The organism is Enterococcus sp. DIV0170, assembly GCF_051710765.1.
GTDB lineage: Bacteria > Bacillota > Bacilli > Lactobacillales > Enterococcaceae > Enterococcus_A > Enterococcus_A raffinosus.
On sequence record NZ_JBIOLG010000001.1, the window covers coordinates 2,228,644 to 2,245,639 of the forward strand.

Below are 16,996 nucleotides of genomic sequence, written 5' to 3' on the forward strand. Positions count from 1 at the left end.
TTTTGATAACTTATTAACCCCTGCGTACTCACGAATTAGGGTCAATAAATGCTTGCTCTAAATCAAATGGAACCGTCTGCTTGATTGAAATCGTTTCTTGATCCACGTCACAATTATACGCTAAAACTTGAACTCCGTCTCCTTCAGCCATTTCTACCGCCTCATAAAGCTTCGGCTGCATCACACGATGAATTGTCGCCGCTTGGATGTTCGGAAACTGGACAATGAATAATAGATAGCAATGATACCCCATGGCTTGCGCCAGACGCAGCTCTTCTACGTGCTTCAGACCTCGTAATGTTGGCGCATCAGGAAACGCACCGATCCCATAATTTTCAAGGGTCAATCCCTTTACCTCGACAAAGCCTTTTTCCTGAAGATCCGTCTCAAAATAAATATCAAATTTTGACCGTTCAAACGTATACTCCCGTTTTAAATAATTAATTGTCCCCTTTAATCCAGGCAACGTAATCTTTCCAGATAAAACTCCCTCAGCTGCCAAAGCATTAGGGATTTGTGAGTCAATATTGATCCACATCTCTCCCTTTTTGACTGCGATCAAATCATAAGCCGTTTTCCGTTTCTCTGACGGCTGATGGTTCACCGCTACTAGAGCGTTCGGAACAAGTAGTTCTTTACTACGCCCAGTATTTTTTACGTGGGTGACAATTTCTTCGCCTGAATCAATTAGGCGGCAGCGAGCAATAAACCGATTGCTCCTTTCAATAAAAATAGCTAAGTGAATGGCAGAATACTTCATTTTTTATCAAAATCCTTCTAAAAAAAGTTAAATAGTCCTTAAGGCTGATGGTAAGATGACAGACTTTATTATATAGTATAACAAAGCCCGTGTGAAAGTATTCTCGTACAACTTTTTCAAGTGTTTTCAGAGAACTAGCGATTAGCTAGAACGATCTCAAATCAGGATTCTGGCTTAAAAATTATTCAGCAATTTTTTATTGGTATTCGTAAGGTTGAGAAAGGAGTTTTTTGATGAGATTGAAATGGCCCGTCTTCCTCAGTGCGACATCTCTCGGTGTAGCTGCAGTGAGTTCAAAATTTGTCCGCAAACGTGAAGCGAAGGACCTTAATAGCAGGTATGTCGGTTCTTGGGAGTTCACTCATCCAAAAGAACACAAACATCATACCATAACGATTTACCCTGACTTATCGATTATTTTAGATGGCACAGCCATCATCTACCAACTGATTGAATTGAGTGAACAAAAATTAGCGATTCAAGATCAATATGGCTATCATTTATTGATTAAAACAAAAAATGGTACGCCAGACACTCTCTATGATGAATTAGATGACGTGTCCTTTCCTATCGTCCCTGTAAAAAAATAAAAAAGATGCCAATTGGCATCTCAGACTGTAGACAAAGTCCATTTTATGGGTGCTGTCTACAGTCTTTTCTTTTATAATGGATTTATGAAACCGAATACAGGAGGGATAGTTTATGATGTCCAAAAACAATACGAATGGTAGAAACCAATTCGCGATGGTCACGATTGACGATCTGGTTCCTCATGATCACCTTGTTCGAAAGATTGATGCGGCGATTGATTTTGAGTTCATTTATCCAATTGTTGAAGAGACTTATTCAACTTTAGGACGACCAAGCATTGACCCCGTTATTCTTATCAAATTAGTGTTTATCCAATACCTCTTTGGGATTCGCTCCATGCGACAAACAATTAAGGAAGTCGATACCAATGTCGCTTATCGTTGGTTTTTAGGATTTTCCTTCGAAGAAGACATCCCGCATTTTTCCACTTTTGGTAAAAATTATGTCCGGCGGTTTCGAGAAACCACGTTGTTTGAAGACATTTTTGCTTATATTTTGGGACAAGCAGTCAAAGCAGGCTTTGTGACAGAAGATAACTTATACCTTGATTCGACGCACATCAAAGCCAATGCCAATAAACATAAGTTCACGAAGGAAATGACTCATGACGAAGCGAAAGCCTATCAAGATGAATTAGAAGATGAAATCAATCGTCAACGAATCGAAGCAGGAAAACGCCCTTTTACTTTGGACTTAGAAAAGGAAGTGGAGCTGAAAGAAAGAAAAATAAGTAAGGCCGATCCAGAAAGTGGCTACTACGTCAAAGGCGAACGAGAAAAACAGTTTGCTTATTCTGCCCATACATCCTGCGATGATAACGGATTTGTTCTTAGCACGATTGTGACTCCCGGAAATATCCATGACAGCCAAGTCGCATTTCAACTCGTCAAACAATCGAAGAGACTTTTTCCAGAAATCAAACGAGTGGTTGCGGATGCTGGCTATAAGACCCCGAAGTTTGTTCACTTTTTGACGCACTGGAAACTTCGGCCAATTTTACCCTACTCACGCCCGAGAGGAAAGAAAGGGTTGTTACCAAAAAAGGAATTTGTCTATGATGAGTGTCACGATTGCTATCTTTGTCCTAACGATCAAATGTTAAAATTTTCTACAGTCACCCGAGAGGGATATCGAGAATACAAATCAAATCCGAAAAAATGCATAAGTTGCCCGTTGCTAAAAAGCTGCACGAAAAATAAAAATCATCAAAAAGTGATCACACGGCATGTTTGGGCGGATTTGATGGACGAAATTGAGCAGCTTCGCCTGACAGATTTGAATAAAGAGATTTACAAAAAGAGAAAAGAAACGATCGAGCGAATATTTGCAGATGCAAAAGAGAAGCATGGGATGCGTTGGACCAAGTATCGAGGCTTGGAAAAAGTCGCGACGCATACGATGCTAGTGTTTGCTGCAATGAATTTGAAGAAACTGGCCACGTGGCTATGGAAAGGCAAAGAGCCTTTATTTTTTTGCTCTGAATTTCGAAAGGAAATGTATAAAAAGACGACCGAAACTCGCATTACGAGTTTGGGTCGTCTTTTGTCTACAGTCTGGATGCCAATTGGCATCTTTTTTTATTGATGAATCAAAGACCGTAAGATCTGATCCACGTTTTCTGCAGCTTTACGTCCTTCACGAATTCCCCAGATCACAAGACTAGGGCCCCTTCTAGCATCGCCTGCCACATATACTTTTTCATTATTTGTTGTATAGTCTTCATAAATCTCATGAACATCGAAGGCGTCCAATAGATTTTTCTCTGCACCTGTAAAGCCCATCGCCAGCAATACTAAATCTGCCTTCAGGGTTTTCTCCGTACCCTTGATTGGCTGGAAGCGTGCATCGACCTGAGTCGTTTCAATCGCAATTACCTGTCCTCGTTCCGCACCGATAAAGGACGTTGTGGAGGTACTATAAGTCGTTAGCGCATCATTTTTCAACGCTCCCTCTTCTTGGCCATACCCTTGGCGATTGATCATAGAATATTCTGGCCAAGGATTATCAGGTGTTCGGTTTGAAGGTAGCTGAGGCGTGATTTCCAGTTGTTTGACAGAAGCAGCACCTTGACGAATTGCTGATCCGATACAGTCATTTCCTGTGTCTCCACCGCCAATAACGATCACATGCTTGCCTGCTAACTTCTGATCCGTTACTTTCTTTCCTTGCTGTAAAACAGTTTTCGTGCATTCCGTTAAATAATCTACCGCAAACTGAATCCCCTGCAGTTCACGTCCTTTGATCTTTAAGTCTCGAGGCACGCCGGCACCGCTGGCAATAATGACACGATCATAATCTTTTTGCAAGTCAGTGGCACTAATATCTGTTCCAACCTCGGTATTTAAAACAAAGGTGATTCCGACTTCCTTCATTACATCAATTCGACGCTGAACGATTTCTTTATCCAACTTCATATTGGGAATCCCATACATCAACAAGCCGCCAGCACGGTCACTACGTTCATAAACCGTTACTTGATGGCCCAGCTGATTTAAGCGCCACGCGGCTGAAAGTCCAGCCGGACCAGAGCCAATGATCGCTACTTTAAAATCTGTCCGTTCATTCGGCAGCCCATCTGCTTTGACCCAATCATTTTCAAAGGCATGATCGATAATGAAGCGTTCATTATCATGGATCGTCACGCCAGAACCGTTCAATCCTTCTGTACAAGATTTTTCACATGGCGCAGGACATACTCGACCTGTCATTTCTGGTAGAGGGTTAGTCTTTGCCAATCGATCAAAGGCGTTCTTAAAATCGCCACGAAAAACAAAATCATTCCATTCAGGAATCAGGTTATCGTTAGGACAACCTGATACTGCACGTTTGCCGCCATAAAAAATTCCTGTATGACAAAATGGAATCCCGCAATTCATACAACGAGCCGCTTGTTCTTTCCGTTCCTCTACACTGAGGGGTGTTTGTAATTCCTCCCAATCTTGAATTCGTTCTTCGACTGGACGATAAGGATTGTCCTTTCGGGGGTATTTTAAAAATCCAAATGGATCTGCCATCCTAGCCACGCTCCTTTCCAGCCGGTACCGTTTGTTCGCCGATCACTTCGATGAAGGCTTTCTCAATTAACTCGTCACCTTTTAGACCTGTTTTCGCTAATTCCTCTGTTACTCGAACCATTTCGTGGTATTCTCTTGGGTACACTTTGACAAAATGTTTTTGAGCATTTTCCCAATCATTCAATAATTCAGCTGCTTTTAATGAATCAGTATAGGCAAGATGCTTCTCAATCATTTCCTTCAAGACCGCATCATCGCCAGCTTCACCTAATTTGAAAAGATCCACCATCTCTAAGTTACATTTATCGGCAAAAGTCCCTGTCGGATCATAAACATAGGCCACCCCGCCAGACATTCCCGCAGCAAAGTTTCGACCAGTTGGCCCTAAGATGACCGCAACTCCGCCAGTCATATACTCACAGCCATGATCACCGACGCCTTCGACGACCACATTTGCCCCGCTATTACGGACACAGAAACGTTCGCCTGCTTTCCCTCGGAAGTATCCTTCTCCGCGATTTGCGCCGAAGCAGACCACATTTCCGACGATTGGTGAATTTTCAACATCGTAAGCCGCATCCTTTGGCGGTACGATAATTACACGGCCGCCGCTAAGACCTTTCGCCACGTAGTCATTTCCTTCACCGATGAGTTTTAATTCCATGCCTTGGGTGATGAACGAGCCGAAGCTTTGACCCGCAATGCCAGTATAAGTGTATTTGATCTGACCAGGCATCAGCTGGTAGTTTCCAAATCGCTCAGCGATCCAGCCGCCCATTCGTGCACCGACTGTTCGATTGACATTATTGATTGGATAGGTCATAGCTACTTGCTCACCATTTTTGATGGCACCTTCAGCAAAATGATCCAATTCAGGCCATTCACGTTTTTCTTTGAATGGATCTTCTGTTTTCCGTTCAATACCAACGCTTGTTGATAGAATTCTTGAGAAGTCTAACGATTTTGCCTTGCCCTTCGCAATAAAGCGCGGCGCTAAAACTTCTGTGTGTCCGATCATCTCGTCGATACTTCTGAAGCCTAATTCCGCCATAATTTCGCGTAAATCCTCTGCGATGAAATACATCATATTCACTAAGTGTTCCGGTTTGCCAACAAAGAATTTTCGCAATGCCGGATTTTGTGTCGCTACCCCCACTGGACAGGTGTTCAAGCTGCAAACCCGCATCATTACACAACCGATCGCCACTAAAGCTAACGAAGCAAAGCTGTATTCCTCAGCTCCTAATAAGATCGCCATCGCTACATCGCGGCCCGTCATTAATTTGCCATCAGTTTCTAGGGTCATCCGCTGACGTAAATTGTTCATAGCTAATGTTTGGTGCGCCTCAGCAACACCCATTTCCCAAGGAAGTCCTGCATCACGTATCGAATTACGCGGTGAAGCGCCTGTTCCGCCATCATAGCCAGAGATTACGACAACATCTGCTCCAGCTTTAACCACCCCTGTCGCAATGGTCCCCACCCCTGTGCTTGAAACCAGCTTGACATTAATTTTCGCATACGGATTGATTGCCTTCAGGTCATAGATCAGCTGAGCCAAATCTTCAATCGAATAGATATCATGATGCGGCGGAGGCGAAATCAATCGCACACCTGGTGTAGATCCGCGAATTTCTGCCACCCAAGGGAAAACTTTATTGCCAGGTAATTGCCCACCTTCTCCAGGTTTTGCTCCCTGCGCCATTTTGATCTGCAATTCTTCAGCACTCATCAGATATTCCGCATTTACACCGAAACGACCTGAAGCGACCTGCTTGATTTTACTGTTGAAGTTCTTGCCATCTGCTTGCGGTTTGAATCGTTTACGATTTTCTCCACCTTCACCGCTGTTGGATTTCGCGCCAATACTGTTCATGGCTTCAGCGATACATTGGTGAGCTTCCTCACTTAATGAACCATATGACATAGCCCCTACTTTAAAGCGTTTCACGATTTTACTAGCAGGCTCCACTTCAGAAAGTTTCACTGCTGGACGGTCCTTTTTAAATTCCCAAAGCGCTCGTAAATTTGTCGGTTCGTCTAAGGCCTCCTGATTCATTTGTTCAACATAATGTTTGAATAATTGATAATCCCCTGCTCGAACGGCTTGTTGGAAATTATAAATTGTCTTCGGATTGAATAAATGATGTTCGCCATCCGCCTTGTATTGGAAGCTTCCTCCTGAAGCCAACAAATCATTTTGTTGTGGACCATAGGCTAGAGAATGACGCTGCAAATACTCTTCTTCAATTTGATAAAGCGACAATCCGCCGATACGGCTGGCAGTCCCAGTAAAGTATTTATCTGTTACTGGCTGACTGATCCCCACAACTTCAAACAGCTGTGCACCGTGGTAACCGGCAATGGTCGAAATACCCATGCGGGACATCACCTTTACGATCCCTTTTTCAGCGGCTTTACGGTAATTTTCCAAGCCATTTTCAATGTCAAAGTCATTTAACGTCGCATACGCACCATAAGGATGGATACCGCTAGCACCATATCCAATTAAAGTGGCAAAATGATGAACCTCGCAAACTTCCGCAGAGTCAACAACCAAACTTGCCAACGATGCTTTTCCTTTACGGACCAAATGATTATGCAACCCTGATACAGCTAATAAAATAGGCATCGCCATTTTTTCCTGAACAGCCCCACGATCACTTAAAATCAAGATCGTAGCGCCCTTATCAATCGCGGATTCAGCCTCTTTAAACATCTGTTCTAAGCCATCTTCTAAAGCATTTCTATTCCCGATAGGATACAGTGTTGAAATGGTTACGGCTTTTTGCTCTTTAGTATTTAACTGAGCGATTTTTAGAAAATCAGCGCTGCTGAGAACTGGGCTCTTAATTTTTAGTTTTTGACAGTTATGAGCATCGTCTACCCGAATATCGCCGTCACGTCCTAAGAACATCTCTGTTCCGATAACCAATTGTTCACGGATCGCGTCAATCGGCGGATTCGTCACTTGAGCAAACTGCTGCTTGAAGTACGTAAACAATGATTGCGGCTTGTCACTCAAAACAGCTAACGGAGAATCATACCCCATAGAAAGTACCGGCTCTTCTCCCTTCTCTGCCATTTGCAGCAAGGCTCCGCGAATAATTTCATCTGTATAGCCGTTCAGCTTCCACATTCTTTGCAATTCTTTGCCCGTAACGGCGGCTTCTTGAACTTCTGTTTCAGCAAGCTGAGAAAGCTCAATACGATTTTCAGCTAACCATTCTTTGTAGGTATGAGCCTTTGCATATTTTTCTTTGATCTCTTGATTGCGGTAAAATTTCCCATTGATGGTATCAACTAGGATCATATTCGCAGGTCCTAACACACCTTTTTCAATCACATTAGAAGGAGCAAAATCCACGACACCTGATTCAGATGCTACCTGAACAAAGCCATCCTTTGTTATAGAATAGCGAGAAGGTCGTAACCCGTTCCGGTCCAACGTCGCACCAACCATTTCACCATCCGTGAAACATAAAGCCGCCGGTCCATCCCAAGGCGCCATAAAGCTGGCATTGTATTCTTGGAAGGCGGTCATTTCCTCGCCTAACCCTGCTTCTTCCGACCAAGCCTCTGGTACCATCATCATTAAAGCGTGAGGAATATCACGTCCATTACGATACAAATACTCCATACAATTTTCTAGCTTGGCCGAGTCAGAATCCTCTTCGTTATATACTTCGATGCCATGACTCTTCATCCAGTTTTCTGATCCACGCAGGGTATTGATTTCCCCATTATGAGCTAAGAAACGGAATGGCTGAGCGCGGTCCCAACTTGGAAATGTATTGGTAGAAAAGCGAGAATGTACAACTGCGATACTCGCTGCAAAGTCTTCATCCTGCAAATCATCATAAAAAATACCAACCTGATAAGCATGCAGCATTCCTTTATAAACAATCGTTTTACTAGATAAGCTGCAAATCGCCATTTCTCCTGCGTGATATGTTTTCTCCAATTTACGACGCAAGCGGTACAGCCGATCCTCAAAATCTCGATCTGTCTGTACTTCCAACGGTCGTTTTATGAATAATTGCACAAAGCTAGGCATCACTTTTTGGGCACCAGGGCCACAATTTTCATACTGGAACGGTACGTCTCGCTGCCAAAGGACCAAATAACCAGCAGCTTCAATTTCTTTTACAAGCGCCTGCTGCAAGCCATTCTTATGTTCTTCTTCTGCAGGTAAAAAGAACATACCTACTGCGTACTGTCCACGATCAGGTAAACTTACGCCTGCCGTTTTTGCTTCACGTTGAAAGAATTTATCTGGAATCGTCGCTAATATTCCTGCCCCATCACCAGTTTCTGGTTCTGCACCAGTTCCGCCGCGGTGGTTCATTCGTTCTAACATTGTTAATGCATGCTTCACTAATTGATGTGAAGCTGTACCTTCCATCTGAGCAATAAAGCCCATACCACATGCATCCTTCTCAAAAGAGGGATCATACATGGTCGGGGCCGCTGTTACTTGTTGCTTTGTCATTGACATCAATCCTTTAAATAGTTTGACAATTCTCATTTATTTTTAATATACTACCTTTTTTTAAAAAGATAGGCAAGTGTTCTTAGAAATTTTTTTTAATTACCTGTGTTATTACGGCTCTGAGACTTAAAAAGAAAAGACCAATCAAATGGAAAAAATAAAAAATATTTGGTAAACTTAATCTGATATGCTTCGTTACGAAAGGATGAACATCAATGACACCGAATCGCGAAGATTACTTAAAATTAATATTAGAATTAGGTGGCGACAAAGAAAAAGTTAGCAATAAAAAAATCGTTGCAGGTTTGTCCATTTCTGGTGCTTCTGTCAGTGAGATGATTAATAAACTAGTTAAAGAAGGCTTAGTTGAACATTCTCCTTATCAAGGTGTTCAATTAACACCCGCTGGTTTAGAAAAAGCCAGTACCTTAGTTCGTAAACATCGATTATGGGAAGTTTTTTTAGTCGATCACCTTGGCTATTCGTGGAATGAAGTCCATGATGAAGCAGAAGTATTAGAGCATGTGACCTCCTCACAATTGGAACAGAAATTGGATAATTACTTGAACCATCCAACCTTTTGTCCTCATGGCGGGATGATTCCGCAGCAGGATCAAACCGTCCACGAAGAAGACCGCCAAACACTGACAAATTATCCAGTCGGTACGAAAATACGTATTGCCCGTGTTTTGGATGAAAAAGAGCTGCTTGACTATTTGATGGATCTCGGCGTAAAAATCCATGAAGAATACGAAATTTCAACGATTGCGGCCTATGAAGGACCAATTACTTTACAAAATGACCAAAAAGAGGTTTCAATTAGTTACAAAGCAGCGTCAACAATTTTTGTTGATTCATTATAGAATGAGTCCCCGTCCACCCTTTGCAGTTTTGACAACGCAAATGATAAAAACAAGCTCTGCTCTTTTGGATGGTAGATGCTCTAAAAATGAATACATTATTAGGAACTAGGAGTGAATCATATGGAACAAGCAGCATTATTCACCATCTTCGGCGGTACAGGTGATTTAGCAAAGAGAAAGCTTTACCCTTCATTATTTCGTTTATATAAAAAAGGAAATTTAGCAAAGCATTTCGCCGTCATTGGTACGGCTAGAAGACCTTGGAGCGATGAGCATTATCGCGAAATTGTGCGTGATACGATCAAAGATATTGCCCTTACTGATGAAGAGGCACAAGAATTTTCCAATCACTTTTTCTACCTTTCACATGATGTGAATGATACAGAACATTATGATCAATTAAAGAATTTAGCGGATGAATTAGATGAAAAATATGGTCTACAGGGCAACCGTCTATATTACTTAGCCATGGCACCTCAATTTTTCGGAACAATCGTTAATCATTTGAAGTCGCAAGAAATTTTAACCACCACAGGGTATAACCGATTAGTAATCGAGAAACCGTTCGGCTTTGACTACGATTCTGCGAATGAACTGAATAATCAGATCCGAAAAGTTTTCCCCGAACAAGATATTTTCCGAATTGATCATTACTTAGGAAAAGAAATGATTCAAAATATTTCCGTGATTCGTTTTGGGAATAATATCTTTGAATCCCTTTGGAATAACCGATATATCGAAAATGTACAGATTACCTTTTCTGAAGCCCTTGGTGTAGAAGACCGCGGTGGCTACTATGAACATAGCGGTGCATTAAAAGATATGGTTCAAAATCATATCCTGCAAGTCGTTGCTTTACTAGCAATGGAAGTCCCAACTTCTTTCTCTAACAAATCTATTCGTGAGGAAAAAGTAAAAGTTTTGCAAGCCATTCGTCGCTACAACTCAGAAGAAGTGTTACAAAATTTTGTGCGCGGCCAATATGACGCGGGTACGTTAGATGATAAACAATTCGTCGCCTACCATGATGAACCAAATGTCTCAAAAGATTCTCTGATGGAAACGTTTGTCGCTGGTAAATTTTTAATTGATAATTTCCGTTGGTCAGGTGTTCCTTTTTATGTTCGAACTGGCAAACGGATGACAGAAAAAGGCACCCGCATCAATATTGTCTTTAAACAGGTTCCCGTCAATGTCTTTAATTTTGAACAAGCAGAAGTCGATGGAGAAGAATTACCACAAAACATTTTAACTATATATATCCAACCAACAGAAGGCTTCTCCTTAACCTTAAATGGAAAGAAAATTGGACAAGGTTTCAATACTGAACCAGTTAAATTGGATTTCCGTCAGAGTGCCGAGGTCACTGAAAATAGTCCTGAAGCCTATGAAAAATTACTATTAGATGCATTAAACGGCGACAGCACTAACTTCTCTCACTGGGATGAAGTAGCAAACTCATGGGAGATTGTTGATCGCATTCGTACTACCTGGGATCAGACTACACCAGGATTTCCAAACTATGCTGCTGGAACTATGGGACCACAATGTGCCTTTGATCTCTTAGCTAAAAATGGTCACGAATGGGCGTGGCAGCCGGATCAATGGTATCGTGAACGTGGAAAATTAGAATAATTCAAAAAAAGCTTACGGCTAAAACCGTAAGCTTTTTTCTACGTCAAGAAACCCGTGTGACGCAAATCAACACGGGTTTCTTCTATTATAAAGGGTTATTCCAATCCTTCAGCTACTGCCTCTGGATAATTTTCTTCAACGATATGCGCACATGAAGCACATAAATTTGGAAGTTTTTCATCTTCACCAACTGTCGTACGTACTTGACGACAACGATCACACACTTCCCCTTCAGCTTTTTCAACTAAGATCGCGACATCTTCAAATGTCATGGCATTTTCAGGTGCTGCTTCTTTTGAAATACTGAATGAATCTGGCGATACGATCAATAACTGTGCAAGGTCCGCATCTAGTGCTGTTAATAGAGCACCTACTTGTTCATTTGGATAGATGGTCACCTTCGCTTCTAGAGACTTACCGATAATTTTCTCATTACGGGCCTCTTCTAAAGCCTTCAAGACGTTGTCGCGGAAATCCATAAAGGCCTTCCATGTATCTAACAATTCAGCTTGATTAGGGTATTCATCATAGCTTGGCAATTCTGCTAACTGAACATACTCCTCTTCTTCTTTCAAATAGCTCCAGATTTCTTCCGTTGTGTGAGGGATGATCGGCGTCAATAATTTTGTTAATGCAACTGCCGCTTGATAAAAGACTGTCTGCATACAACGGCGTTCATAACTGTCTTCCGCTTGAATATAAACAACGTCCTTCGCGAAATCCAAATAGAACGAAGACAAATCAACCGTTAAGAAATTCACGACTGTTTTGTAAATTTGAGTAAAGTCGTATGCTTCATAACCATCTTCACGAACAGTTTTAATTACTTGATTCAAACGAACTAACAAGTATTTATCCACTGAACGTAAATCATCATAGGCTACTGCGTGTTTTGTTGGTTCAAAATCACTCGTATTGGCTAATAAGAAACGCATAGTATTACGGATTTTACGATAAACTTCCGATACTTGATTCAAGATATCCATTGATACTCGAACATCCGCTTCATAGTCCACACTGCTGACCCATAAGCGCAAGATATCTGCACCCATTTGCTTGATTACTTTATCCGGTACGATTGTATTTCCTAGAGATTTACTCATTTTTCGGCCTTCACCATCTAAAGTAAACCCTTGAGAAAGTACTGACTTGTATGGAGCAACGCCATTAATAGCGACACTAGTCGTAATACTTGAGTTGAACCAGCCACGATACTGATCAGAACCTTCCAAATACATGTCAGCTGGGAATGTTAAGTTATCACGTTGACGTAACACTGCTTCGTGAGAAGAGCCTGAATCGAACCACACATCCATAATATCTGTTTCTTTTGTAAATTCTCCGTTTGGTGAACTTGGGTGAGTAAAGCCTTCTGGCAATAAATCCTTCGCTTCACGTTCAAACCAAATGTTAGAACCATACTCAGCGAATAGCTGTGCCACATGTTCTGTTGTTTCCGGTGTGATGATTGCCTCACCGTCTTCACCATAGAAGATTGGCAATGGAACTCCCCATGCACGTTGACGAGAAATGACCCAATCCCCACGGTCACGAATCATATTGTACAAACGAGTTTTTCCCCATGGGATGATCCAATCGACTTTTTCAATTTCGTCTAAGATATCTTGACGGAATTTATCAATAGAAGCAAACCATTGAGGCGTTGCACGATAAATGATTGGTTTCTTTGTACGCCAGTCATGAGGATAACTATGCGTAAAGAATTCTAATTTCAATAAAGCCCCATTTTTTTCTAACAGTTCTGTGACCATTGGATTGACCTTGTCATAAAAGACTCCTTCAAACCCAGGCGCATCAGCAGTCATAACACCGCGATCATCAACGGGGGAAATGATGTCTTTACGATATTTCTTCCAGGCAAAATAATCATCTTCCCCATGTCCAGGCGCTGTATGAACCAGTCCAGTACCGGCATCTAATGTGACGTGATCGCCTAAGATGACTAGAGATTCTCGATCATAAAATGGATGCTGCGCAGTCATATACTCTAAATCTTTTCCGTTAACTTCTTTAATAACCTTAGGATCTGTCCAATCTAACTCCTCAGCAACATTTGCCAATAAGTCTTTCGCAACAACAAATTTTCTCCCATCTGCTTCCACCACCACGTAAGTATACGCTGGGTTTGCAGAAATTCCTTGGTTAGCTGGTAAAGTCCATGGAGTCGTTGTCCAGATAATAAATGAAGTATCTGTATCCAGAATTCCTTTACCATCCTTAACCTTAAAAGCAACAAAAATAGAAGGCGATTTAACATCCTTATATTCAACTTCCGCTTCGGCCAATGATGACTCACTAGATGGTGACCAATAGATTGGTTTTAATCCTTTATAAATGTAGCCCTTTTCCGCCATTTTACCGAACACACGAATTTCAGCTGCCTCGTAATCAGGAGTAAGAGTGATGTAAGGATTGTCCCACTCACCAGCGATCCCTAACCGTTTGAAATCATCTCGCTGCTTATCCACTTGTGATAGCGCATATTCTTCACATTTTTTTCGATACTCAGCCATCGTCATTTCTTTTCGTTTGATTCCTTTATTAGCAAGAACTTGTTCAATTGGCAATCCATGTGTATCCCAGCCCGGTACATAAGGTGCACGAAAACCTGACATTGATTTTGAGCGCACGATGATATCTTTACTAATTTTATTTAGTGCATGTCCAATATGGATGTTTCCATTAGCATATGGAGGGCCATCGTGGAGAACAAAGGTTGGTTTTCCTTCATTTAATTTTTGACGCTTTTCGTAAATTTTATTTTCTTCCCATTCTTTTTCCCATTGTCCTTCACGATTTGGCAAATTGCCACGCATCGGGAACCCAGTTTTACCTAGTTGAAGGGTCTCTTTTGTCTTCACTATCAATCGTCTCCTTTTTCTATTTTAAGGTACTACTCAAGATTGAATAGTCCTTGATAAATCAAAAGTTTAAAAACACAAAAAAACAAGCTTGTCCGCAAAGGGACGAGCTTGTCGTGGTACCACCCAAAATTTGAAACCAAAAAGTTTCCTCTAATCATTGTTAACGGAATGACCCGTCGATTGCTACTAATATTTCACAACCGCATGATCTAGAGGATCTTTCTAATTAGAGGGTCTGCCGAACTTCCACTATCATCGGCTCGCTAAAAGAATCTAATCAGCTTTTCTATTCTAGATTAGCTTAGTTTTCGTCTGATTTAATTAATTCAGGAATGTCAATCGTTAATCCCATATCTTCTTCAGGTTCAGGAGTAATAATTGGTTCATCTGAGTCTACTGCAACCACATCATCGTTGTCAAGTTCATTAGCTAAAACTTCTTTCAGAACTTCATGTCCATCTCCCACATAGGAAGACATTGGTTTTAGGACTTCTTCCCAATCGCCACTGCGCGCTTGATCGATTTGTGTTTCTAACAGCAACAATAATTGTTGATGGAAAACACGCGTTTTCTTTTTCAAGTCATTTGTTTCCGCAGCTAATTGACGAGCTTTAGAAGTAGCATCAGTTAGAATTTCTTTTGCTTTGTCTTCGGCAGTTGTCGTCAACAAGTTAGCCTTTTGCATTGCATTAGAAATCAGTTCATCTGCACGGTTTTGAGCAGATGTGACAATTACTTCAGATTCCTTGCTTGCAGAAGATTTAACCTTATCAGCGGTATCTTGTGCTACAACGATTGATTGGTTCAACGCTTCCTTCAATTCATTGAAGTACTCTAATTTTTCCTCTGAATGCTTCAATGCTTTTTCTAATTCACGATTTTTGGCGATACTGTCTTCATAATCGCGAACGATCATATCTAAGAAGTCATCGACCTCATCTTGGTTATAGCCACGCATTTTCGTGGAGAAATTCTTATTTTGAATATCTAATGGAGTTAATGCCATTTTTTTGTTCACCTCATAAATTTTATTTTCGCAAAACGCCTAAACGCAAACGAAATTTCTCTTTCTTTGTTTTTCCCTCTAATCCTTGAATCTGAATTCGACCAAATCCCCGGACTGAAACGACATCTAATAAATCTAGCAAATAATCTGGGCGTTCATTTACTGACCAGTTGACTTTCACCTTGCCGGCTTCTACTAACTGTTTTGAACGCTGACGCGATATATTATAGACGGTTGAAATAATTGCATCCAGTCGCAGAGAAGTTGCTGTAGTAGTTTCCTCTAACCAACTATCTTTAGGAATAATAATGTCTGTGTAAGGCCGTTCCTCTAAATGAACTGTCACACGACCAATTTTTGTTACTTGACTAACGATATAGCTAGCAGATTCTTTTGCTAAAAAGATTTGCCAACGATCACCGTCAGAAATAATATCCCCAAAATAATCACGCTTAATTCCCGCATTCATCAACGTCCCCAGAATCTTTCCATGAGAAAGTTCAGTGAACTTTTGCGGATAATTGATCTCAATCATCACCAGTTCAAAATCATCGATCTGCGGCTCGTAATAATCAGGATAAATCATGCAGCGACAACGTTCTGCATCTTCATAACCGCCATAAAAAGAAAATTTTAATTCGCTATTTTCACGAATCAATGTTTCTAAAATATACGCCTGACGAGGATCTAAAAAATTCGTCAAATAAGGAGCGTACTGGCTTTCAACTTGTTCTAGCCAATCGCCAACACTGTCAACAAATGGATGCTCTTCTGGTCTAAAATGTTGATAGACATTCGCATTCATAGTGCCACCTCCTTAATAAATAATATTTATCAGAATTCTTTGTAATACCCCCATTGCAAAATTTAACGCTAAAATCGCAGCCATCACTGAAAAATCAATCCCGCCAAATTGTAATGGCAACCGTCGAAACAAATTAAGAAACGGCTCACAAATTCGGCCTAAAAGCTGACCAAATCTAGATTGGTAGGCTCCTGGGAACCATGACATCAACGCATAAACAACTAAAAGTATCGTATAGAGATAAACTAAACGATTTAAATAGTAAAAAAGTGTAATAAGTAGATTCAAATAAGCGGCTCCTTTACATTCCTAATCCATAAATATCATCATCAACCATTGAGCTCAATGCAGTATTCGTAATTTCAACATTTGTCGGCGTACATAAGAACATCTCATTGCCAACACGCTTAATATCGCCATCAATCATAAATACCGCGCCCGTTAGAAAATCAACCACACGTCTTGCCTTCATCTCATCTAAAGATTGAAAATTAATTAGAACCACTTCGCCTTGTCCAACACGTTTGGCGATTGTCATCGCTTCATTATAGGCTCTTGGTTCAACCACTGAGATGCGGTCTTTTTTCTTTTCTTCCATTCTTGGAGCAAGTCGTTGTGCCCGACTGTTATTGTTTGGCATAGACACGACTTTTTCACTTTTCTTAGGCATACTTTCTGCTTTTTTCATCACAGCCTCTGCCCGTCGATTCGTAGGAGTTTCAACAACTGGTTGTTGTACTCGCTCCTGTACTTTTTGCTGTACTCTTTCTTTTGGTCTTTCTTGCTTTTGGTATGTTGAACGTGCCGTTACGCGTTCTTTTTTAGGCGCGCTTTGTGGGCGGCTAACCTGCTTCTTTGGGGCAGGTGCTGCTACTTCTTCATACATGTCATCATCTGCTAAACCAAAAAAATCAGTGATCTTTGCTAGACTAATTCCCATTAACT

12 protein-coding genes and 1 other annotated feature are annotated in these 16,996 nt (G+C 41.2%); of the genes, 4 read left to right on the plus strand and 8 right to left on the minus strand.

The window, feature by feature from the left end; genetic code table 11:
* Positions 1–28: 28 nt before the first annotated feature.
* The gene (gene sfsA, locus IGI50_RS10805) at positions 29–760 is read right to left on the minus strand and encodes a DNA/RNA nuclease SfsA (protein WP_311855638.1); all 732 of its coding nucleotides are present in this window, start codon (positions 758–760) and stop codon (positions 29–31) included.
* 233 nt (positions 761–993) lie between these two features.
* Between sfsA and IGI50_RS10810 the strand changes: the two genes are divergently transcribed.
* Positions 994–1,350 (plus strand): DUF4828 domain-containing protein, encoded by a 357-nt coding sequence (locus IGI50_RS10810; RefSeq protein WP_010745933.1) that lies wholly within the window; start codon positions 994–996, stop codon positions 1,348–1,350.
* 112 nt (positions 1,351–1,462) lie between these two features.
* Positions 1,463–2,935 carry an IS1182 family transposase gene (locus IGI50_RS10815; protein WP_438776938.1) on the plus strand — a complete coding sequence of 491 codons (1,473 nt, stop codon included), beginning with the start codon at positions 1,463–1,465 and terminating at the stop codon, positions 2,933–2,935.
* Here IGI50_RS10815 and IGI50_RS10820 read toward each other — a convergent pair.
* A complete protein-coding gene (locus IGI50_RS10820; RefSeq protein WP_438776939.1) occupies positions 2,929–4,365 on the minus strand; it encodes a glutamate synthase subunit beta in 1,437 nt (478 codons plus the stop codon). The two genes, IGI50_RS10815 and IGI50_RS10820, sit on opposite strands and share 7 nt — an antisense overlap.
* Before the next feature lies 1 nt (position 4,366).
* On the minus strand, positions 4,367–8,863 hold the full coding sequence (gltB, locus tag IGI50_RS10825) for a glutamate synthase large subunit (RefSeq protein WP_438777588.1): 4,497 nt from the start codon (positions 8,861–8,863) through the stop codon (positions 4,367–4,369).
* A gap of 209 nt (positions 8,864–9,072) precedes the next feature.
* Between gltB and IGI50_RS10830 the strand changes: the two genes are divergently transcribed.
* A complete protein-coding gene (locus IGI50_RS10830; RefSeq protein ID WP_028020306.1) occupies positions 9,073–9,720 on the plus strand; it encodes a metal-dependent transcriptional regulator in 648 nt (215 codons plus the stop codon).
* A gap of 120 nt (positions 9,721–9,840) precedes the next feature.
* Complete coding sequence (gene zwf / locus IGI50_RS10835; protein ID WP_010745929.1) at positions 9,841–11,355, plus strand: glucose-6-phosphate dehydrogenase; 1,515 nt, start codon at positions 9,841–9,843, stop codon at positions 11,353–11,355.
* Between the two features lie 95 nt (positions 11,356–11,450).
* Here the strand turns inward: zwf and ileS are convergent, their stop codons facing one another.
* The 5 genes from ileS to IGI50_RS10860 form a co-directional block, all read right to left on the minus strand.
* A complete protein-coding gene (gene ileS, locus IGI50_RS10840; RefSeq protein WP_218256091.1) occupies positions 11,451–14,237 on the minus strand; it encodes an isoleucine--tRNA ligase in 2,787 nt (928 codons plus the stop codon).
* A gap of 98 nt (positions 14,238–14,335) precedes the next feature.
* Positions 14,336–14,549: a binding site (T-box leader), on the minus strand.
* Complete coding sequence (locus IGI50_RS10845; RefSeq protein WP_218256093.1) at positions 14,542–15,246, minus strand: DivIVA domain-containing protein; 705 nt, start codon at positions 15,244–15,246, stop codon at positions 14,542–14,544. It overlaps the preceding feature by 8 nt.
* Positions 15,247–15,268: 22 nt before the next feature.
* On the minus strand, positions 15,269–16,051 hold the full coding sequence (locus IGI50_RS10850; protein WP_010745926.1) for an RNA-binding protein: 783 nt from the start codon (positions 16,049–16,051) through the stop codon (positions 15,269–15,271).
* A 12-nt stretch (positions 16,052–16,063) separates the two neighbouring features.
* Positions 16,064–16,339, minus strand: coding sequence for a YggT family protein (locus IGI50_RS10855; RefSeq protein WP_174520502.1), 276 nt, complete (start codon positions 16,337–16,339; stop codon positions 16,064–16,066).
* Positions 16,340–16,352: 13 nt separating this feature from the next.
* Complete coding sequence (locus IGI50_RS10860) at positions 16,353–16,991, minus strand: cell division protein SepF (protein WP_010745924.1); 639 nt, start codon at positions 16,989–16,991, stop codon at positions 16,353–16,355.
* Positions 16,992–16,996 lie beyond the last annotated feature (5 nt).

Coding starts and splice junctions, on each gene's coding strand:
- IGI50_RS10810 (WP_010745933.1), top strand. CDS start 994: ATGAGATTGAAATGGCCCGTCTTCCTCAGTGCGACATCTCTCGGTGTA.
- IGI50_RS10850 (WP_010745926.1), bottom strand. CDS start 16,051: ATGAATGCGAATGTCTATCAACATTTTAGACCAGAAGAGCATCCATTT.
- IGI50_RS10830 (WP_028020306.1), top strand. CDS start 9,073: ATGACACCGAATCGCGAAGATTACTTAAAATTAATATTAGAATTAGGT.
- IGI50_RS10820 (WP_438776939.1), bottom strand. CDS start 4,365: ATGGCAGATCCATTTGGATTTTTAAAATACCCCCGAAAGGACAATCCT.
- IGI50_RS10860 (WP_010745924.1), bottom strand. CDS start 16,991: ATGGGAATTAGTCTAGCAAAGATCACTGATTTTTTTGGTTTAGCAGAT.
- sfsA (WP_311855638.1), bottom strand. CDS start 760: ATGAAGTATTCTGCCATTCACTTAGCTATTTTTATTGAAAGGAGCAAT.
- IGI50_RS10815 (WP_438776938.1), top strand. CDS start 1,463: ATGATGTCCAAAAACAATACGAATGGTAGAAACCAATTCGCGATGGTC.
- IGI50_RS10845 (WP_218256093.1), bottom strand. CDS start 15,246: ATGGCATTAACTCCATTAGATATTCAAAATAAGAATTTCTCCACGAAA.
- zwf (WP_010745929.1), top strand. CDS start 9,841: ATGGAACAAGCAGCATTATTCACCATCTTCGGCGGTACAGGTGATTTA.
- gltB (WP_438777588.1), bottom strand. CDS start 8,863: ATGTCAATGACAAAGCAACAAGTAACAGCGGCCCCGACCATGTATGAT.